The sequence below is a fragment of the Oceanisphaera arctica genome (assembly GCF_002936955.1).
In the GTDB taxonomy this organism is placed as follows: Bacteria; Pseudomonadota; Gammaproteobacteria; order Enterobacterales; family Aeromonadaceae; genus Oceanimonas; species Oceanimonas arctica.
The window spans coordinates 1-20692 of the sequence record NZ_MPZM01000046.1 but is presented as its reverse complement, the minus strand read 5'-3'; the positions used below and the strand labels follow the sequence as shown (position 1 = coordinate 20692).

Below are 20692 nucleotides of genomic sequence, written 5' to 3'. Positions count from 1 at the left end.
AAAAAACAAAAACTATTTGTTTCCCAACTACCTGCGAGTGCCCACACAGTTTGCTTGATAAATTGTTAAAGAGCGTGACCTTGTTTCAGGTCAGGGATGCGTATTCTACGCATTCCGTATTGTTCGTCAAGCGCTGAATCAAACTTTGTTTCGTTGTCTTCAAACCCTTGTGACCGTTGGCGTGTTGCCCCGTGTCAGTGGATGCGCATTATAGGGAACGGCTGATTTTGCGCAAGGGCTTTTTGACATTTTTATTAAAAAAGGCAGTTCCGTATAAAAAACGCACTAAAACTGCTCTTTATATGTGTTTTGTCTACTTATTCGTATTTGCTGCGAGCGACCTGCCGGGCAAAATCTCTCACTTTATCCCAATCGGTAAACTCGAGATCCTGGCTGGTATCGGTGCTGCCGCCGGTTATCTTCATGATCAGCTGGATAATGCGGGTCTGCCACCAGTTGTATTCGCTGTATTTCAGCGCACCGGCGAATACGCCGATGGTTCGCGGCCGCCAGGGCGACTTGGCCAGAAACTTGCTGATGTAGGCGTTGTTCCTGGGATCGGCCTTTTCCGGCTTACGCGCGGTGAGACAGACACAGAAGAAACTCGCATCGGCAGCGGCCAGCTGTTCACTGTGGATATGAATGAAGGTGTAGAGATCCCGGTGAAAATGGCCGTAGCGCACAGAAGCACCTATCAGCACCTTGTCATACTTGCTGAGGTTTTTTCGAATCGGGCCATGCAAGTCTGCCAGCTCCACATCGTAACCGGTAAATTCATCCTGCATCGCCGCGATGATTTTTCTCGTCTGACCATTGCGAGATGAATAAAGTACCAACAGTTTTTCCATAGACTCCTCTTAGCTACGCCAGAAGGCAGGCGTAAACAGTACCAGCAAGGTAAATATTTCAAGACGGCCGAACAGCATGGCCAGGATCATTATCCATTTAGCGCCGTCGGTAGTGGTGCCGAAATTGGCGGCAACATCACCCAGGCCCGGCCCGAGATTATTCAGCGTCGCCACCACGGCGGTAAAGGCGGTCAGTTCTTCCATACCGGTCGCCAACAGCGCCAGCATGCAAAGCACGAAGACCAAGGCATAAGCGGCAAAGAACCCCCACACCGCTTCCACCACTTTATCAGCTAATGCCTTATTGCCAAGCTTAATACGATAGACGGCTCTTGGGTGTATCAGTCGTTTCAGCTCCCGCATCCCCTGCAAGTTCAGCAGCATGATACGAACGACCTTGATACCGCCACCGGTACTGCCGGCACAGCCACCGATAAAAGAAGAAAACATCAGCAGCAATGGCAGAAACAACGGCCAGTCGGCGAAGCCGGTGGTACTGAAACCGGCGGTGGTGGAAATGGACACCGCCTGAAACAGGGACTGGTCCAGCGCCTGCCAGGGATCCGTATATACCCGATGCGCCCACAAGGCCGACAGACAGATGAGTGTCAGTATCAGCTGTATCCCGATAAACACTTTTACTTCCGGATCTAGGCGATATACCGACAACCGCAATCCCCGGTTGGCGAAGGCGGCAAAGTGCAGGCTGAAGTTCACCCCGGCAATCAGCAGGAACACCACAATAATCAGGTTGATCATGGGACTATTGAAATGGCCCACGCTGGCGTCGTAAGTCGAGAAGCCGCCGATGGCTACGGTAGAAAAGGAATGACAGATGGCATCGAACAGGTTCATGCCCGCCAGCCACAGCAGCAGGGCACAGGCAATGGTCAACACCAGATAGATGTACCACAGGGTTTTGGCCGTTTCGGCAATGCGGGGTGCCACCTTGTTGTCTTTGACCGGCCCGGGTATTTCGGCACGAAACAGCTGCATGCCACCGATACCCAGAATAGGCAGTATGGCTACAGCCAGTACTATGATGCCCATACCGCCCAGCCACTGCAGCATCTGCCGGTAGAAGAGAATCGCCTTGGGCAGCGTATCAAGACCGCTGATCACGGTGGCGCCGGTGGTAGTGAGACCAGAGAAGGATTCGAAGAAGGCTTCGGCCACCGTCATATCCGGTTCGGCACTGAGCATGAAAGGGATGGCTCCCACGCTGCCCAGTACGGTCCAGAACAGCACCACGATAAGAAAGCCTTCTTTGGCTCTCAGTTCTTTATTGTGGGTGCGGTTGGGAAACCACAGTGCCAGCCCCAGGATCAGACAGATAACGAAGGCGCTGAAAAAATCGAGCCCGGCCCCATCCCGATAGATGTAGGCCACCAGGGCCGGCGCCAGCATGGTAACGCTGAACAGGGCAACCAGAATGCCCACGATGCGGATAATTGTGCGTATATGCATGGTACTTCCAATATATTAGGGTCTGTTGACCCTAAACTCAGCCAGTATCCGGTTCCACCGGCCTGGCCACCACTCGTCCCTGGCTACGATCCAGCAGCTGGCGACAAAACTCCGGAATGGCACGCGCCTCAACCGATAGCACACCGGTTACCTCGGCACCGTAATCCACTTTTAGCCACTGCCCCTGATATTCACCGAGCAAAAATTCCAGCAACGCCATATCACCGTAATCGGCTTTGACGCTCAACGGGGCCATGATGCGCCGCTCAACGGTCTTCAGTTGCGTCAATGCCGACGCCAGAGTGCCGCCATAGGCCCGCACCAGGCCACCGGTGCCGAGCTTGATGCCGCCGAAATAACGGGCGATCACAGCGGTGATCTCACCAATGCCCGAGCCCTGCAGCTGGGCCAGCATGGGTTTGCCGGCAGTACCCGAGGGCTCACCGTCGTCGCTGAAGCCCAGCACCCGGGAGTCGGTCGGCATGCCCGCTACGAAGGCCCAGCAGTGATGGCCCGCCGAGGGCTCTTGAGCGCGCACCGCCCCGATAAAGGCCTTGGCCGCCTCCGAGTCCGGAGTATGAGCCAGATAGGCAATAAAGCGGCTTTTTTTAATCTCCTGCTCCCACACCACCGAAGTAGCCGGTACCAGATAGGGAGACATATTCATGGCTCTCACTCCCGGGCAAGACAAAGCTGCCTGATATTGATTATTCGGCCCTATCGATGAGCCGACGAAAAATAGCGCGACATTGTTGCTGAATCGACAGGGGAAGTCATCTTTTGCTCATTCACGGCCAAGCTCGAACCCCTTGAAAATAACCAGATAAAATTAAAACAATTGTTTTAATCAGATATTGAACTCTGCTGCTTTTCTGTTCATAGTGATTTCATTCCTGCCCGGGAGAGTCGGAGCAGCCCAAGGGAATCTAAGGAGATATAGGATGATCTACCAAGGTGAAGCCCTCTCTGTACAAGTACTGCAAGACGGTATTGCTGAACTCAGCTTTGACGGCAAAGGCAGCATCAACAAGCTGGACAGAGCCACCCTGCTGTCACTCGAGCAGGCTGTTACCGCGCTGGAGCAGACCCCGGGCCTGAAAGGCCTGATGCTGATCAGCCGCAAAGACGCCTTTATTGTCGGCGCCGATATCACCGAGTTTCTGGACATGTTTGACTTGCCCCAGGCCAGACTCGACGAATGGCTGTCTCAGGCCAACCGCATTTTCAACCGTATCGAAGACCTGCCCTTCCCAACCGTGAGCGTGGTGCGTGGCTATGCCCTGGGTGGCGGCTGCGAGTGCATACTGTCTACCGACTTTCGTATCGGTGATGCCAGCGCCCGCATCGGCCTGCCGGAAACAAAGCTCGGCCTCATGCCCGGTTTTGGCGGCACGGTACGGCTGCCCCGGCTGATCGGTGCCGACAACGCCATGGAGTGGATCATCACGGGTCAGGACAATAAAGCAGACGTCTGCCTGGCCCTGGGTGTGCTGGATGCGGTGGTCGACACCGATTATCTGCAAGCCTCGGCGTTACAGCTGCTGAAAGACGCCGCCCTCGGCAAGCAGGACTGGAAGAGAAAACGAGCGCAAAAAGGCGCCCCCCTGACCCTGGACAAGCTGGAAGCCGCCATGAGCTTCAGCACCGCCAAGGGCATGGTCGCCGCCAAGGCCGGCCCCCATTACCCGGCACCCATGATGGCGGTAAAGACCATCGAAGCCGCCGCCGGCTTCAGCCGGAAAGAAGCGCTCCAGATTGAGCAGAGCAACTTCATCAAGCTGACCCAGACCTCGGTCGCTCGCGCTCTGGTGGGCATTTTTCTCAACGATCAGTTTATCAAGGGCAAGGCCAAACAGGCGGCCAGAACCACCGAGCCCGCCCGCAAGGCGGCGGTGCTGGGCGCCGGCATTATGGGCGGCGGCATCGCCTATCAGTCGGCGGTGAGAGGCATTCCGGCGGTAATGAAAGACATCAACGATAAGGCTCTGACTCTCGGCATGACCGAGGCCGGCAAGCTGCTCAACAAGCAACTGGAACGCGGCAAGATTGATGGCACCAGGCTGGCCCAGGTGCTGGCAAGCATCACCCCCACCCTCAGCTATGACGGCTTGCAGGGCGTCGATACCGTGGTGGAAGCCGTGGTCGAGAACCCCAAAATCAAGGCCCAGGTGCTGGCCGAGGTGGAAGCCCATGTCGCAGATGATACGGTGATTGCGTCCAATACCTCGACCATTCCCATCTCGACCCTGGCCAAGAGCCTCAAGCGTCCGGAACGTTTCTGCGGCATGCACTTCTTCAACCCGGTGCACCGGATGCCGCTGGTAGAAATCATTCGTGGCGAGAAAACCAGCGACGACACCATCAATAAAGTCGTCGCCTATGCCGCGGCCATGGGCAAGTCACCGATAGTGGTCAACGACTGCCCGGGCTTCTTCGTCAACCGCGTACTATTCCCCTACTTCTTCGGCTTCAATCAACTGGTGGCCGACGGAGCCGATTTTGTTAACGTCGATAAGGTGATGGAGAAAAAATTCGGCTGGCCCATGGGCCCGGCCTGGCTGCTGGACGTAGTGGGTATCGACACCGGCCACCACGCGGCGGCGGTGATGGCCGACGGCTTTCCTGCACGCATGGGCAAGACCGGAAAGGATGCCATCGATGTAATGTATGAACAGCAGCGCTTCGGCCAGAAAAACGACAAGGGCTTCTATGCCTACAGTCAGGACAAGAAAGGCAAGCCCAGAAAAGAGGCGGACCCCGAGAGTTACCAGCTGCTGGCCGAGGTGGCGAGCGAACGCTCCGACTTCGAGCCGGACGACATCATAGCCCGCATGATGATCCCCATGATCAACGAAGTGGTGCTCTGCTTGGAAGAAGGCATTATCGGCTCCCCTGCCGAGGCGGACATGGCGCTGGTGTACGGCATTGGCTTTCCGCCGTTTCATGGTGGCGTGTTCCGCTACCTGGACAACATGGGGCTCGCCGCCTACGTGGCGCTGGCCGACAAGTTCGCTCATCTGGGCCCCCTCTATCACGTCAGCTCTGGTCTGCGCCAAATGGCCGCCGCCAACAAGACGTTTTACTGATTGGTGCAAGGAGACCACAGCATGAATAAGGCACTCAACGAGGTCGTTATTGTCGATTGCATTCGCACTCCCATGGGTCGCTCCAGGGGCGGCGCTTTTCGCAACGTCAGAGCCGAAGACTTGTCCGCTCACCTGATGCGCGGTCTGCTGGCCCGTAATCCGGCGCTGGCCGCTTCCGATATCGAAGACGTGTACTGGGGATGCGTGCAACAAACTCTGGAGCAGGGCTTTAATATCGCCCGCAACGCCGCCCTGCTGGCTGGCCTGCCCAAGCAGGTGGCCGCCGTTACCGTTAACCGGCTGTGTGGCTCTTCGATGCAGGCGCTGCACGATGCCAGTCGCGCCATCATGGTCGGCGATGGCGATGTCTTTATCGTCGGTGGAGTCGAGCACATGGGCCATGTGCCGATGAACCACGGGGTAGACTTTCACCCAGGCCTGGCCCTGAATGTAGCCAAAGCCTCGGGCATGATGGGGCTGACTGCCGAAATGCTGGGCCGGCTGCACCAGATCAGCCGAGAACAGCAGGATGCCTTTGCGGTGCGCTCCCATCAGCGGGCCCATCAGGCCACGCAGGAAGGTCGCTTTGCCAACGAGATTCTCGCCACCAACGGCCACGGCGCCGACGGCAGTCTGATCCTGTTTGAAAATGATGAAGTGATTCGCCCGGACACCAGCCTGGAATCCCTCGCACAGCTGCGCCCGGTGTTCGATCCGGCCAACGGCACCGTCACCGCAGGCACCTCGTCGGCGCTGTCCGACGGCGCCGCCGCCATGCTGGTGATGTCTGCCGACAAGGCCGCCGCTCTGGGGTTGAAGCCCCGCGCCCGCATCAGAGCTATGGCCGTAGCCGGCTGTGACCCGGCCATCATGGGCTACGGCCCGGTACCGGCGGTGCACAAGGTACTGAAACGCGCCGGGCTGTCGATAGCGGATATCGACCTGTTCGAGCTGAACGAGGCCTTCGCCGCCCAGTCGTTACCGGTACTGAAAGAACTGGGGCTGCTGGAGGAGATGAATGAGAAGGTGAACCTCAACGGCGGCGCCATCGCTCTGGGGCACCCGCTGGGCTGTTCCGGCGCCCGCATATCGACCACACTGCTGAACCTGATGGAAAACAAAGACGCCACTTTCGGCGTGGCCACCATGTGTATCGGCCTGGGTCAGGGCATAGCGACCGTGTTTGAGCGGGTATAACTATCGTTTGTAGATAAGTCAGACAAAGGGCCCACTCCGCCGGCTCGCGGTAGGCGATGGCACTCACCGTTTCATCCCTGAAACGGAAGGTCGGCGGAGCAGCCTCCTTTGTCTTCTTATACCAATCCCAGTAATGATCTGGTCATATTGAGGCCCCAGACCAGAGGCAACACAGCCGCCTCCCTCGACACGCCATAAACCCATCCGTGGGGGCTCGGAAATGCCGTCCCTGGCATTTCACGGTCGTGGGAGCCGTTCTCTGTTGCCTCTTCTGGAACTCCGAGTTGTCCGCAGGCAGTGCTAACAGGCGACGCCGGAGCATCAAGGAGGGCAAAGGGATCTGCTCCACCGACCATCACATGACAGGACCAGCAAAAGCTCCTGCAATGCTGGCACTCCCGCCTTCCATGGCGGTCGGACGTCATGTGCTGAGCGTCACAAGGAGGTGCTTGAGCGGGTCGGTGGAGCGGGCCCTTTGTCCGGGATGGGTATGACAGTCAAAAAGATCGAATATTTAATGCGATGGGTATTACAGCTGACAGCTTACCGCTTAAAGCTTCCTTAACGGTTGACCACAATTTAAACAGCATTAAAATAGTCGGGTTTATTGCAAGATAGCGAATATATGACGATGTCTCTTATCGATCCCCAGCATCACCTCGATGCCACCGGCCTGCGCTGCCCCGAGCCCGTGATGATGGTCCGCAAACAGGTACGCACCATGGCCGCGGGCGAAACCCTTCTGATCACCGCCGACGATCCCTCCACCACCCGGGATATTCCCAGCTTCTGCCAGTTTATGGATCACGCCCTGTTGTCCAGTCAGGTAGAACAGCTGCCGTACCAGTTTCTGATCCAAAAAGGCAGCTGAATCACGGGGCTGCCGATATGAGGCCCCTCTCCCTACCGGTATACTGGTCGTCCGTTCCCGTCTGGTAAGGATACCCATGCTGACTGTCAGCAATGCGCTCGGCCCCCTGTTTCTGTTGATTCTCACCGGCGTGGTGCTCAGGCGACTGCGCTTTCCCGACCCGCAGTTCTGGCATGGCGCCGAGCGCTTTATCTATTTCCTGCTGTTTCCGGCCATGCTGATCAGCACCCTGGCCACGGCCGACTTCGGTCAGGTGGCCTTTAGCGGCATGATCAGCCTGCTGGCCGGCCTGCTCATACTGCTGGCCGCCGGACTCTGGCTGCTGCGCAACCGGCTCGGGCTGGATCTGCCTTCTTTCAGCTCGGTGTTTCAGGGCGCACTGCGCTTCAATACCTACGTGGGTCTGGCCGGAGCGGCCGCCCTGTACGGTGAGGCCGGCATTACTGCCGCCGCCGTGGCCATCGCCATCATGGTGCCCCTGGTCAATGTCCTCTGTGTGCTGATGTTTGTCGGCTGTGGCGGCAGTGGCCAGTCCGGACTCTGGGGTGCAATGCGGGCGCTGGCCAAAAATCCCTTGCTACTGGGCTGTATCATCGGCATAGCACTCAATGTCTCTGGTATAGGGCTGCCCGGCTGGAGTCGGGATACCCTGGCCCTGGCCGGACAGGCTGCCTTGCCACTGGGATTGATTGCTGTGGGGGTTGCGTTGCAGCTCGAGGCGCTGCGCGGCACCGGAGCCGCGTTCTGGCAGGCTTGCATCATCAAGTTCGGCCTGCTGCCGTTACTGGCGCTAACGGCGGGGTGGTTGCTGGGACTGAAAGAGGTCGAGCTGGGAGTGGTGGTGCTCTTTACCGCCCTGCCTACCGCTACTTCATCTTATATACTGGCGCGGCAGATGGGCGGTAACGCGCCGCTGATGGCCGCCGTGATCACCGGCCAGACTCTGCTGGCGATGGCGATGTTACCCTTGTGGATGTCGCTACTGGGTGCCTTGCAGCCATAAAAAATGCCCGCTGATGAGCGGGCATTTTTCTGTCATCAAGAACCGAATAGCTTATTGCATCGGGCTCAGGGTGATTTCTACGCGACGGTTCTGGGCACGACCGCTTTCGGTGTCGTTGCTGGCCACCGGCTGGTTGAAACCCACACCACGGATGTTGAAACGGCTGGCGGCGGCGCCCTGGCTGATCAGGAACTGGCCGACGGAAGCGGCACGACGCTCGGACAGCGCCTGGTTATGGCTGGCGGATCCGGTGTTGTCGGTGTGGCCAACCACGTTGACATAGGTCTTCTCATACTCTTTCAGCACCATGGCCACACCACTCAGGGTGTTATAGAAGCTGGGCGACAGATCGGCGCTGTTTACCGCGAAGGTGATTGAGCTCGGCATGTTCAGGATGATGTTGTCGCCGTTACGGGTCACGCTGACGCCGGTGCCGCTCATCTGATCACGCAGTTTGGCTTCCTGTACGTCCATGTAGTAACCCACGCCACCACCCAGGGCCGCGCCACTGGCGGCACCGATCAGGATGCCTTTCTTGCGATCACTGGAGCTGGCGGAAGCGCCGCCGATAACGGCGCCGGCCAAGGCACCAAGACCGCCACCGATGGCGGCTTTGGACGTCTGACGTTCACCGGTGTAAGGGTTGGTGGTACAGGCAGAGAGGGCGATGGTGGCGGCAACCGCCAGGCAGATTTTTTTCATAATTAGGTTCCGTATGTAACAAGCACAAGTATGCCTCAATATAGCGCCGCTCACTGGGTTCTACAAAGCCTCGTTTCGTCTAGATGTCAGCTGTTGTCGTGGATCGGATGCCGGGGGCAGCTCAACAGGTGATCGTTGACCATGCCGGTAGCCTGCATGAAGGCATAACAGATGGTGCCACCGACAAAAGAAAATCCGCGTTTTTTCAGCGCCCTGGCCATTGCCTCCGACTCGCTCGTGCTGGTCGGCACCTCGCTCAGGGTCGGCCACCAGTTGATCACCGGCTCGCCGCCGACGAAGTCCCACAGCCAGCAGCTGAAATCGATGCCCTGCTCCTGCATCAACAGATAAGCCCGGGCATTGGCGATAATCGACCGGATCTTGAGTCGGTTACGCACTATGCCTTTATTCTGCATCAGTCGCTCCACATCCTGTTCGTCGAAGGTAACGATGATCTCCGGATTGAAGTCGGCAAAGGCGGCCCGATACGCCGGTATCTTGCAGAGGATGGTAAACCAGCTAAGCCCGGCCTGCTGGCCGTCCAGGCACAGCTTTTCGAACAGTGCCCTACCATCGTATTCGGGTACGCCCCATTCCCGGTCGTGATAAGCCTGATATCCGGGGTCATTATTGACCCAGCCACAGCGTGCCAGCATATTCTCTCCTTGCAGGAGTGTGCCCCGTAATACCAACGGGACACACCCTAAGTCTATATTCGCATCGGGTCAGAAGGTATACTCCATCCCTAAGTTTCACACTGCGAATGCACCTATATCAAGGCGCGAACATCATGCAAAAATTCGATATCAATACCTTTCAGGGCCTGATCCTGACATTGCAGGATTATTGGGCCCAGCAAGGCTGCACCATAGTACAGCCGCTGGATATGGAAGTAGGTGCAGGCACCTCTCATCCCATGACCTGCCTGCGAGCCATAGGCCCGGAGCCGATGGCCACCGCCTATGTACAGCCTTCCCGCCGTCCCACCGACGGCCGCTACGGCGAAAACCCCAACCGGTTGCAGCATTACTACCAGTTTCAGGTGATGATCAAACCCTCACCGGACAATCTGCAGGAACTGTACCTGGGCTCGCTGAAAGCGCTGGGCCTGGATCCGCTGGTGCATGATATCCGCTTTGTGGAAGACAACTGGGAAAACCCGACCCTGGGTGCCTGGGGCCTGGGCTGGGAAGTCTGGCTAAACGGCATGGAGGTGACCCAGTTCACCTACTTCCAGCAGGTGGGCGGCCTGGAGTGCAAGCCGGTAACCGGCGAGATCACCTACGGTCTGGAGCGTCTGGCCATGTACATTCAGGCCGTGGACTCGGTCTACGATCTGGTGTGGTGCGACGGTCCTCTGGGCAGAACCACCTACGGTGATATCTATCATCAGAACGAGGTGGAACAGTCCACCTACAACTTCGAACATGCAGACGTGGACTTCCTGTTCGGCTTCTTCGAACAGTGCGAGAAAGAATGTCAGCACCTGCTGTCACTGGAAACGCCGCTGCCCCTGCCCGCCTACGAGCGAATCTTGAAAGCGGGCCACGCCTTCAACCTGCTGGATGCCCGCAAGGCGATTTCGGTGACCGAACGCCAACGCTACATATTGCGTATCCGCACCCTGACCAAGGCAGTCGCCGAAGCTTACTACGCCTCCCGCGAGGCCCTGGGCTTCCCCATGTGTAAAAAAGAAGGATAAGGGACCAGCATGGCTGAACAGAATTTTCTGGTTGAACTCGGTACCGAAGAGCTGCCGCCGAAGGCGTTGCGCAACCTGGGCCAGGCCTTTGCCGACAACCTCAAGCAAGAACTGACCAACGCCGATCTGCCCTTTGCAGAAGTGCACTGGTATGCCGCCCCCCGTCGTCTGGCGGTGTATGTCACAGCGCTGGCCGCCGGTCAGCCCGACAAGCAACTGGAAAAACGCGGCCCGGCGGTACAGGCCGCCTTCGACGCCGACGGTAACCCCACCAAGGCCGCCATGGGCTGGGCCCGGGGCAACGGCATCGAGGTCGGCCAGGCCGGGCGCCTGAAAACCGACAAGGGCGAGTGGCTGGTTCACATCGCCGACATCAAGGGCAAGGCCGCCACCGAGCTGCTGCCCGCCATGGTCGAACAGGCCCTGAGCCGGTTGCCGATTCCCAAGGCCATGCGCTGGGGTGACAAGAGCATCCAGTTTATCCGTCCGGTACATACCCTGACCCTGCTGCTGGGTGACCAGCTGCTGCCGGCCACTATTCTGGGTGTCGACTCGTCCCGCACCCTGCGCGGTCACCGCTTCATGGGTGAGCAGGAATTTGAACTCGCTCATGCAGACGACTATCTGCAGGCACTGGAGCAGACCGGCAAGGTGCTGGCCGACTTCGAACGTCGCAAGGCCATCATCAAGACCGGTGTCGAACAGGCCGCCGCTGCCGTCAATGGCATCGCCGACCTCGACGACGATCTGCTGGAAGAAGTGGCCTCTCTGGTGGAATGGCCCGTGGTGCTGACCGCCGCCTTCGAGGAAAAATTCCTCAAGGTACCGGCCGAAGCGCTGGTGTACACCATGAAGGGCGACCAGAAATACTTCCCGGTCTACGACGCCGATGGCAAGCTGCTGCCGAAGTTTATCTTCGTCACCAATATCGAGTCCAAAGACCCGAGCCAGATCATCGGCGGTAACGAAAAAGTCGTGCGCCCGCGTCTGGCCGATGCGGAATTCTTCTTCGATACCGACCGCAAGGCGCCACTTGCCTCCCGACTGGAGAAACTAGACAGCGTGCTGTTCCAGAAGCAACTGGGCACAGTTAAGGAAAAATCCGAGCGCATCAGCGCCCTGTCCGGCTTTATCGCCACCTCCATCGGTGCCGACAAGGCACAAGCGGAGCGCGCCGGCCTGCTGTCCAAGTGCGACCTGGTCACCAACATGGTGTTCGAGTTCACCGACACCCAAGGCGTGATGGGCATGCACTATGCCCGCCACGACGGCGAAGACGAAGCCGTGGCCGTGGCGCTGAAAGAGCAGTATCAGCCCCGTTTTGCCGGTGACGATCTGCCCAGCCAGGATATTTCTGCCGCCGTGGCCCTGGCCGACAAGCTGGATACCCTGGTCGGCATCTTCGGCATAGGCCAGACGCCCAAGGGCGACAAGGACCCCTTCGCCCTGCGTCGGGCCGCCCTGGGTGCCCTGCGCATCATCGTCGAAAAAGACTACGACCTGGATCTGCCGATTCTGATCGAGCAGGCCAAGGCGCTGTACGGCGACAAGCTGAGCAATGCCAATGCCGCCGACGAAATCCTGGACTTCATGCTGGGCCGTTTCCGCGCCTGGTATCAAGACCTGGGTTACGGTGTTGACGTCATTCAGGCCGTGCTGGCACGCCGTCCGACCCGTCCGGCCGACTTCGACGCCCGGGTGAAGGCCGTCAGCCAGTTCCGTGAGCTGGACGCCGCCGCCGCACTGGCCGCCGCCAACAAGCGGGTGGGTAACATTCTGGCCAAGTTCGAAGGCGAGATCCCGAGCGAGGTCAACCCGGCCCTGCTGCAGGACGAAGCCGAGAAGATCCTGGCCAGCCAGCTGGCCGAGCTGACCGAGCGTCTGACGCCGCTGTTCGCCGCCGGCGATTACAACAGCGCCCTGAATGAGCTGGCCGCCCTGCGTGAAGGCGTAGACAACTTCTTCGATCAGGTGATGGTGATGGCGGAAGACGAGGCCCTGCGGCTCAATCGTCTGGCGCTGCTCAACCAGCTGCGCAACCTGTTCCTGCAGATCGCCGACATTTCTCTTCTGCAGTAATGGCCCTCGCCTTTTGAACCTCAAAAGCCCCGCCGATGCGGGGCTTTTTATTTTCTGGTCTTACCAAATCCCCCGGAATTTGTGTTACAAATTAATAGTATCGTAATGCAACAAGGAAAGTGCCGATGATTAAAGTCATTATCGAACGTCATATCGCCGAAGGGCTGGAAGATGCTTACCTGGAGAAAGTACGCAGCCTGATGCTGCAAATCACCGACAGGCCCGGCTTTCTGAAAGGCGATGCTTACCGCGACATGGATCAGCCCAATCATTTCTATGTGATATCCAACTGGGAAAACATCGGCTGCTGGGAACGCTGGCATGACTCTCCCGCCCGGCAGAACATGCTCAGTGAACTCAGTCCCTTCATGGAAAGCGATGAAAAATGCACCGTACTGGCGCTCAAGGTCAGCTACGAAGCCCAGCCGGCCAAATACGCCCGACCGACCCAGACCTATTCTTACTAGCCCCCGTTAGTCCCCATTAGCCCCCAAGACCCATCGCCTTTGTGTTGAATGTAGTGGTTAACACGAAGGCGATGTCGCCGTTCCCCGCCTCGGTCGACACCAGAGACGATATCGGATAACGTGACTCTTTCGGCAACCGCTTTCTCTTTGGTAGTTATCTCATGGAATTTTCAGCATTCGGTCAGAAGTTTACCCGCCACGCCGGCATTACCCAATTGATGGACGATCTCAACCAGGGCCTGACCACGCCCAATACCATCATGCTGGGCGGCGGCAATCCGGCCGCCATTCCGGAAGTACTCGCCTATCTGGACCAGCAGTCCCAGCAACTGGTGAAAAACGGCGATCTGCTGAAAGCCATGGCCAACTACGACGGTCCCCAGGGCAAGGATGCCTATATTCGCGCCCTGGCCAAACTGCTGTCCAGGGAGCTGGGCTGGCCGGTCGGCCCCGAACATATCGCCCTGACCAACGGCAGCCAGACCGCCTTCTTCTACCTCTTCAACCTGCTGGCCGGCGACTTTGGCGGCGGCCGCAAGAAAAAGGTGCTGTTCCCGCTGGCGCCGGAGTACATAGGTTACGGCGACGGCGCCCTGAGTGAAGATCACTTCAAAGCCTGCAAACCCACCATCACCCGACTGGAGAACGGCCTGTTCAAGTATCACGTCGACTTCGATCAGCTGGAAGTAGGTGACGACATCGGCCTCATCTGTGTGTCGCGGCCCACCAACCCCACCGGCAACGTGCTGACCGACGAAGAGATCATGCGTCTGGACGAAATCGCCCGGGAGAAAGGGATACCGCTGCTGATCGACAACGCCTACGGCATGCCCTTCCCCAACATCATCTTCACCGATGCCAAACCGTTCTGGAACGACAACACCATTCTCTGCATGAGCCTGTCCAAACTCGGGCTGCCCGGCGTACGTTGTGGCATTGTCGTGGCTCCGCCGGCCATTATCCGGGCCATGACCAACATCAGCGGCATCATCAACCTGGCCCCCGGCAGCATGGGCCCGGCCCTGACCCTGCCGATGATGGAAAACGGCGACGTGATCAAGCTCAGCAACGAGGTGATCCGCCCCTTCTACCAGGCCAAGGCACAGCAGGCGGTGACCTGGCTGCAGCAGGCTATTCCCCTGCCCCAGTTTCATATTCACAAGCCGGAAGGCGCGCTCTTTCTCTGGTTGTGGTTCGAAGGTCTGCCCGTTCACTGTCAGGAGCTGTATGAGCGCCTGAAGCAGAAAGGCCTGCTGGTGGTGCCCGGCCATTACTTCTTCCCGGGGATCGAAGACGGTGACTGGGCGCACAGCAAGGAATGCATTCGCCTCAACTACGCCCAGTCGGAAGCCGATGTGCAGGCCGGCATCAAGATACTGGCCGAGGAAGTGCTGGCGATCTACCAGGCGCCCGTCGCCGAATAAACAACCACACTTCATAAACAACACCTAATAAACAAAAACGCCGGCAATTGCCGGCGTTTTTTGATTCGCTGGTGTAACCGCTTTGTTTAACTACGATTAGCCGGCCTTGCCGATGGCAATGGTTCTCGGCTTGGCGGCTTCCGGTACCTCACGCACCAGATCGATGTGCAGCAGGCCATTTTCCATGTCGGCGCCCGTCACCTTGACGTGGTCGGCCAGCTGGAAACGGCGCTCGAAGCCGCGTTCGGCGATACCCTGATACAGATAATTCTTCTGGGGCTCTTCCTGCTCTTTATGACCCTTCACCATCAGGGTGTTTTCATGGCTGGTGATGTCCAGATCCTCGCGGGCAAAGCCGGCCACCGCCATGGAAATGCGGTACTGATTCTCGCTGAGCAGTTCGATGTTGTACGGCGGATAGCCGGTGTTGCTGCTACCACTGGCTGCGTTTTCCATCAGGGACGCCAGGCGATCGAAGCCGATGGCGGAGCGGTACAGGGGAGTAAGATCGAAGCGTGACATAATAATATCCTCTTGTGAGCGATGTTAAATTGCCCTCCATAGTGGACGGGCGAGGCGCGCAATAATGGAATCCTCAGTTGAGCGATTCCCTTGCCTCAATAAAGATATAAGGCCCTCGAATGTCACTTTCAAGGGCCTGTTTGCATGTTTTTCAGCCGATATCATACCAATTCATATTGAGGCCTCAGACCAGAGGCAACACAGCCGTCTCCCACGACACGCCATGAATCCATGGGGGCTCGGAAATGCCGTCTGACCGCCAGGGAGGGCGGGAATGCCGGAACGGCAGGAGCATTTTCCGGCCCTGGCATTTCACGGTCGTAGGAGTCGTTCTCTGTTGCCTCTTCTTGAGCACCGAGTGGTCCGCAGACGGCACCAACAGGCCACGCCGGAGCATCAAGGAGGACAAAGGGAGCTGCTTCACCGACCATCACATGACAGGGATGTCATGTGCTGAGCGCCACAAGGAGGTGCTTGAGCGGGTCGGAGAAGCGGGCCCTTTGTCCGGGATTGAGATAACAGTCAAAAAGTATCGATCGTTTAATCCGATGGGTATCAGTCGATATCATCCAGCGCATCGGTCACGGCACCTTGTGATGCCGAATTGACCGTGTGGGCGTATTTGGCCAGTACCCCGCGTCGGTAACGCGGCGGCGGTGCCAGCCACCGGGCCAACCGGGCGGCGATGTCCGCATCGGACAGCTGCACTTCCAGCTTGTTCAGCTCGGCATCGATGGTGATGATGTCACCGTCTTCGACGATGGCCAGCGGCCCGCCCTGCTGGGCTTCCGGCGTGATATGACCGACCACGAAGCCGTGGCTGCCACCGGAGAAGCGGCCGTCGGTGATCAGCGCCACATCCTGACCCAGTCCCTTGCCCATGATGGCGGACGTCGGACTCAGCATCTCGCGCATGCCGGGCCCGCCTCTGGGGCCTTCGTAACGGATCACCAGCACGTCACCCGCTTTTACCGTGCCGTCCAGGATCCGCTCCAGGGTTTCCTCCTCGGAGCCGAATACCCGGGCCGGACCGGTGAAGGTCAGCCCCTCCTTGCCGGTGATCTTGGCCACCGAGCCCTCGGGCGCCAGGTTGCCGTACAGTACCCGCAGATGGCTGTCGGCCTTGATGGGGTTATCCAGCGACCGGATGATCTGCTGACCCTCTGGGTAGGGCTGTACCCTTGCCAGATTTTCGGCCAGGGTCTTGCCGGTCACCGTCAGGCAGTCGCCGTGCAGCAAGCCGGCCTCAAGCAGGGTCTTCATCAGGGGCAGTATGCCGCCGATGGCCACCAGCTCGGACATCATGTAATGACCGCTGGGCCGCAGATCGGCCAGCACGGGTACACGTTTGCCGATGCGCACGAAGTCGTCCAGGCTCAGCTCGACATCAACCGCATGGGCCATGGCCAGCAGGTGCAGCACCGCATTGGTCGAGCCGCCCAGGGCAATCACCACCGTAATGGCATTCTCGAACGCCGGTTTGGTCATGATGTCGGCGGGCTTGATATCCCGCGCCAGCAAGTTCAGCACGGCGGCACCCGCCTCATGACAGTCCTGCAGCTTGCTGTTCGAGGTCGCATTCTGCGCCGAGCTGCCCGGCAGACTCATGCCCATGGCTTCGATGGCCGAGGCCATGGTGTTGGCGGTATACATGCCGCCGCAGGCACCGGGGCCCGGAATGGCAGTGTCCTCTATCTGTTTCACTTCAATCAGCGACTTGTCGCCCTTGGCGTGGGCCCCCACCGCCTCGAACACCGAGATGATATCGGTGTGGTTGGCACCCGGCGCTATGGTGCCGCCATAGACAAACACCGATGGCCGATTCAGTCGCGCCAGGCCAATCAGGCAACCCGGCATGTTCTTGTCACAGCCGCCGATGGCCACCAGGCCATCGAAGCCTTCACAGCCGGCCACGGTTTCGATGGAATCGGCAATCACCTCTCGCGATACCAGCGAATACTTCATGCCGATGGTGCCGTTGGCGATGCCGTCGGAGATGGTGATGGTACTGAAGATGATGCTCTTGCCGCCGGCCGAATCGGCACCTCGCCCCGCCTCTAGTGCCAGGCCGTCGATATGCATGTTGCAGGGAGTGAGATTGCTCCAGGTGGAGGCGATGCCCACCTGGGGCTTGTTGAAGTCGGCATCCTCGAAGCCGACTGCCCGCAGCATGGCGCGGGCCGGCGCCTTGGTGGGGCCGTCCACCACCTGGCTGGAATATTTGCGGGATTTGTCCTGAGTCATGAAGCTGTCCTGCTATCACGGTTAAACGATATAGCTAGTGTAGCTGGTCAGCCTCCCCTCACTTGAACTCGGCATAGGGCGTCAGCGGTTGCGGCGGCAGATCCAAATCACCCTGCCAGCCGCCCAGCGAATAACGCAGATAGAGCAGGCCATGGCTGGGGGTATAATCCCTGGCCTGCTGGATATCAATGCCGGCGCCCAGGGTCCAGTGCGCGTTCAACCGCCGCTCCACCAGGGTGAGCAGGGTATAGCCGAACCCACTGCTGCTGCCGCCCCGCTCGATGGCATTCGCATCGGGCAAACCATCCGGTATCAGGCCCGCCAGGGGATAACGCCGCTGGTCTTCGGTGACAGCTCGGGACCATGACACGGAGCCACCCAGTTCCCATGACCAGTTGTCGGTTCGCTGTCGGTAACTCACCGGCAGCGCCAGCGACTGGTATTGCTGCGGGCTGTAATAACCGCCCTGTCCCAGCGAATAGCCACTGAGATCTTTCTGATATTGCCACCACATGCTGTTCACACCGACACTGATGCGCCGGTGTGCCTGGTTGACCAGCTTGTAGTAATAGCCGCCCATCAGCCGAACTCTGTGGTTATCTTCCACATTTTCACCGGTCAGCAGGCTGGTATCGATATTCCCCCACAGGCCATGGGCCCCACCCTGATCGTAACTGCCGCTCAGGCTGATGCCGATGGCGCGAACCCCACCCCAAATAATGCCGGTATTGGGATCCCGGCTGCCGCCAAAGGCCAGCAGCGAGCTGGCCATGGGCCGTCGGGATGCACTCAGGGTCCAGCCGATATCGCGCCAGTCGCCGCTATAGCCGAGGCCACCGACCCAGTCCACCACCTCGAAACCGAGCGGCGTGGTGCCGATATCCCCCTGCAAGCGCTCATCCCGCCAGCCCACACCGACACTGCCCCCCGCGGTGCTCTGAACATGATAGGTACTGCAGCCCACTTCCCGGCAGGTACCGAAGGTCTCGTTATAGACACCACCACCGAAGCTGCCCGCATCCATCTGCACCATATCGGCACGGAAAAATGCCCGGCCATCAAACATCGGCGTTTCCAGCTCCAGCATGCTGGTGTGGGCGGCCAGATCCGAATACCCTCCGGTTCCACTGGAGCGCAGATAGTCATGATCGAGCGTGATGGTGGTATCCATCTGCCGATACAGACTCGCCGCATCGGCACGAATGCTTCGGGTCAGCCAGTCATCGTCCGTTTCGACACGGGTCAGTCGGGTCAGGTCGTCATTCTCGGTTGGCGGATGATCCGCCAGCTCGCCGGCCGCCATCGCCTGGCTGTAGTCATACAGTGCCCGTTGCGGCTGTCCCTTGTGCCGGGCCAGTCTGGCCGCATCGCGCAACAACAAGGCACTTTCCTGCGATGGCGCCTGTTGCCGTGCCTGCGACCTGGCATCCTGGAATAACTGCCCGGCTCGCTGCCATTCCCCCACCGCCGCCCAGGCGTTGGCGGTCCGGCGCACACTGTTCAGCGACAGAGGCCCTTGTTCAATCCCCGTATTCAGCCCGGGCAACTGCCGGCGTGCCTGCACCAGGTTGCCGCCGGCAATCAGCGCCTCAACCTCACCCAGGCGGGCTTCGTCGCTCTCCGGCTCCCGTTGCTGCACCTGTCGATAACCGGTCAGGGCACGCTCGTGATCACCCTCTTCCAATGCCCAGTCGGCCAGGGTCAGGTCGATACGGGTGCTGCCCGGTTGCGCCAGCAGGATGGCCGTCGCACCGTCCTGGTCACCCTGCTCACGCAGGCGGCGCGCCTCGGCCAGTAATTGATCCTGCTCGAGCCGCCGGGCCAGTTCGTCTATGTCGGTAATCCTGCGAGCCGATGGCAGCCTGTTCAGGTGTGCCAGAGCCGCCTCTTCCCGCTCGCTGGACGAAAGATAGAGGGCATAGGCATACACTTGCTCCGGATCATCCGGCCGTCGCGATACCAGCTCGGCAAAGGCCTGATCGGCCCGATCCGGCTGACCTGCCTTGCGCCAGTCCGACGCCAGCCGGTATGTCAGCCAGACATTATCCGGTGTCAGCTGCCGGGCCCGGGAGAGCATATCGGCTGCCGCTTGCCATTGCTGGCCTTGCTCAAGCCGCTCCGCCTGCTGTTGCAGCAGCTCGCTGCGCAGCTGGGGTTCACTGTCGCCCAGCGCCTGTAGCTGGCGACGGGGCAACCGATCCAGATAATTCAGCGCCCGGGCCGGTGATTGCTGACGGTAAAGCGCCAGCATACCTCGCAGGGCGCCGGCATTAACCGGATCCCGCCGCAGTGCTTGACGAAAATGGTGCTCGGCCTGTTCCGCCTGCCCCCGGGCCAGCGCCACCTCGCCCAGCCCCAGCCAGGCATAAGCATCACTGTCGTCCAGCACCTGCGCCTGTCGGTAGTATTCTTGCGCCCGACCCGGTTGCCGGGCCTGCAAGGCCTGGCCTCCCTGCTGGATAAGCAGCCAGTAGAGGTTGCTCTGCAGCAGGCTTTGCCACTTGCTCCGTTCACTGCTGTCCGGGTCTGCCCGCTGCAGTGCCCGCTCGAACAGTGAAATCGCCTTGCTGCGATTGCCCTCACGTCCGTAAGCCTGAGCCAGGGCACCCAGCAGACTGGCATCCTCCGGATAGGCGGCCAGCGCCTGCTTCAGCGGGGGGATGGCGGCCGCACCCTGTCCCTGTTCCACCAGCGCCAGTCCCCGAAGCCGCGCCCGAAAAGCCGGATCCGCCAGCAAAGTCTGTTGCTGGCGCAGCAGCTCACCGGCCTGCCCCTCTCCGTTCCCCCCGGATGCCGCCACCAGGCGTTCCAGCTGGGCCAGGCTCTGTTCACTCACCGGCATCCGTTTGATTTGCGCCAGCCAGAGATCGACCGCCTGAAGTCGGGTCGCCGGCTCTGCGGCCATCAGCTGCAACAGGACAAACCCCTGCTCCGCTCGATTGGCATCGAACAGCAGGCCAACCAGTACAGCGCGCAGGTTACCGTTACCGGGATAACGGCGGTCCAATGCCTGTAAACGGCTGATCGCCAGTGACCCTTGTTCGGACAGCCGGGCCACCAGCCGCCAGTATTCCACCGCC

16 protein-coding genes are annotated in these 20692 nt (G+C 59.4%); 8 read left to right on the top strand and 8 right to left on the bottom strand.

Features of this window, described 5'->3' with window-relative positions; all coding sequences use genetic code 11:
• Nucleotides 1-317 precede the first annotated feature (317 nt).
• The 3 genes from hemG to UN63_RS14500 are packed head-to-tail and all read right to left on the bottom strand — an operon-like array spanning nucleotide 318 to nucleotide 2982.
• Nucleotides 318-848 carry a menaquinone-dependent protoporphyrinogen IX dehydrogenase gene (gene hemG / locus UN63_RS14510; protein WP_104487849.1) on the bottom strand — a complete coding sequence of 177 codons (531 nt, stop codon included), beginning with the start codon at nucleotides 846-848 and terminating at the stop codon, nucleotides 318-320.
• 9 nt (nucleotides 849-857) lie between these two features.
• Nucleotides 858-2315: a TrkH family potassium uptake protein gene (locus UN63_RS14505; protein WP_104487846.1), complete on the bottom strand. Its 1458-nt coding sequence runs from the start codon at nucleotides 2313-2315 to the stop codon at nucleotides 858-860.
• Between the two features lie 37 nt (nucleotides 2316-2352).
• Nucleotides 2353-2982 (bottom strand): YigZ family protein, encoded by a 630-nt coding sequence (locus UN63_RS14500; RefSeq protein WP_104487843.1) that lies wholly within the window; start codon nucleotides 2980-2982, stop codon nucleotides 2353-2355.
• Between the two features lie 274 nt (nucleotides 2983-3256).
• Between UN63_RS14500 and fadB the strand changes: the two genes are divergently transcribed.
• The 4 genes from fadB (at nucleotide 3257) to UN63_RS14480 (ending at nucleotide 8472) form a co-directional block, all read left to right on the top strand.
• On the top strand, nucleotides 3257-5401 hold the full coding sequence (fadB, locus tag UN63_RS14495) for a fatty acid oxidation complex subunit alpha FadB (protein ID WP_104487840.1): 2145 nt from the start codon (nucleotides 3257-3259) through the stop codon (nucleotides 5399-5401).
• A 21-nt stretch (nucleotides 5402-5422) separates the two neighbouring features.
• A complete protein-coding gene (fadA, locus tag UN63_RS14490; RefSeq protein ID WP_104487838.1) occupies nucleotides 5423-6598 on the top strand; it encodes an acetyl-CoA C-acyltransferase FadA in 1176 nt (391 codons plus the stop codon).
• 625 nt (nucleotides 6599-7223) lie between these two features.
• Nucleotides 7224-7469 carry a sulfurtransferase TusA gene (gene tusA, locus UN63_RS14485; RefSeq protein WP_104487835.1) on the top strand — a complete coding sequence of 82 codons (246 nt, stop codon included), beginning with the start codon at nucleotides 7224-7226 and terminating at the stop codon, nucleotides 7467-7469.
• A gap of 76 nt (nucleotides 7470-7545) precedes the next feature.
• On the top strand, nucleotides 7546-8472 hold the full coding sequence (locus UN63_RS14480) for an AEC family transporter (protein ID WP_104487833.1): 927 nt from the start codon (nucleotides 7546-7548) through the stop codon (nucleotides 8470-8472).
• Between the two features lie 51 nt (nucleotides 8473-8523).
• Here UN63_RS14480 and UN63_RS14475 read toward each other — a convergent pair whose 3' ends face one another.
• Both UN63_RS14475 and UN63_RS14470 read right to left on the bottom strand, forming a co-directional pair.
• A complete protein-coding gene (locus UN63_RS14475) occupies nucleotides 8524-9174 on the bottom strand; it encodes an OmpA family lipoprotein (protein WP_104487830.1) in 651 nt (216 codons plus the stop codon).
• Between the two features lie 86 nt (nucleotides 9175-9260).
• Entirely contained in the window at nucleotides 9261-9830 is a 570-nt protein-coding gene (locus UN63_RS14470) for a DNA-3-methyladenine glycosylase I (RefSeq protein ID WP_104487828.1), read from the bottom strand.
• Between the two features lie 134 nt (nucleotides 9831-9964).
• Between UN63_RS14470 and glyQ the strand changes: the two genes are divergently transcribed.
• The 4 genes from glyQ to UN63_RS14450 all read left to right on the top strand — a co-directional run bounded on the left by glyQ (nucleotide 9965) and on the right by UN63_RS14450 (nucleotide 14846).
• Nucleotides 9965-10876, top strand: coding sequence for a glycine--tRNA ligase subunit alpha (glyQ, locus tag UN63_RS14465; protein WP_104487826.1), 912 nt, complete (start codon nucleotides 9965-9967; stop codon nucleotides 10874-10876).
• Between the two features lie 9 nt (nucleotides 10877-10885).
• Nucleotides 10886-12955, top strand: a complete 2070-nt coding sequence (gene glyS / locus UN63_RS14460; protein WP_104487823.1) for a glycine--tRNA ligase subunit beta — start codon at nucleotides 10886-10888, stop codon at nucleotides 12953-12955.
• Nucleotides 12956-13080: 125 nt separating this feature from the next.
• The gene (locus tag UN63_RS14455) at nucleotides 13081-13422 is read left to right on the top strand and encodes an antibiotic biosynthesis monooxygenase family protein (RefSeq protein ID WP_104487821.1); all 342 of its coding nucleotides are present in this window, start codon (nucleotides 13081-13083) and stop codon (nucleotides 13420-13422) included.
• A gap of 161 nt (nucleotides 13423-13583) precedes the next feature.
• Nucleotides 13584-14846 carry a valine--pyruvate transaminase gene (locus UN63_RS14450; protein WP_104487818.1) on the top strand — a complete coding sequence of 421 codons (1263 nt, stop codon included), beginning with the start codon at nucleotides 13584-13586 and terminating at the stop codon, nucleotides 14844-14846.
• 96 nt (nucleotides 14847-14942) lie between these two features.
• Here the strand turns inward: UN63_RS14450 and UN63_RS14445 are convergent, their stop codons facing one another.
• The 3 genes from UN63_RS14445 to bcsC form a co-directional block, all read right to left on the bottom strand.
• Nucleotides 14943-15368 carry an Hsp20 family protein gene (locus tag UN63_RS14445; protein ID WP_104487815.1) on the bottom strand — a complete coding sequence of 142 codons (426 nt, stop codon included), beginning with the start codon at nucleotides 15366-15368 and terminating at the stop codon, nucleotides 14943-14945.
• Between the two features lie 555 nt (nucleotides 15369-15923).
• Nucleotides 15924-17612 (bottom strand): dihydroxy-acid dehydratase, encoded by a 1689-nt coding sequence (ilvD, locus tag UN63_RS14440; RefSeq protein WP_104487812.1) that lies wholly within the window; start codon nucleotides 17610-17612, stop codon nucleotides 15924-15926.
• Between the two features lie 58 nt (nucleotides 17613-17670).
• Nucleotides 17671-20692: cellulose synthase complex outer membrane protein BcsC (gene bcsC, locus UN63_RS14435; protein ID WP_104487810.1), on the bottom strand; the 3022-nt coding region annotated here is incomplete at its 5' end.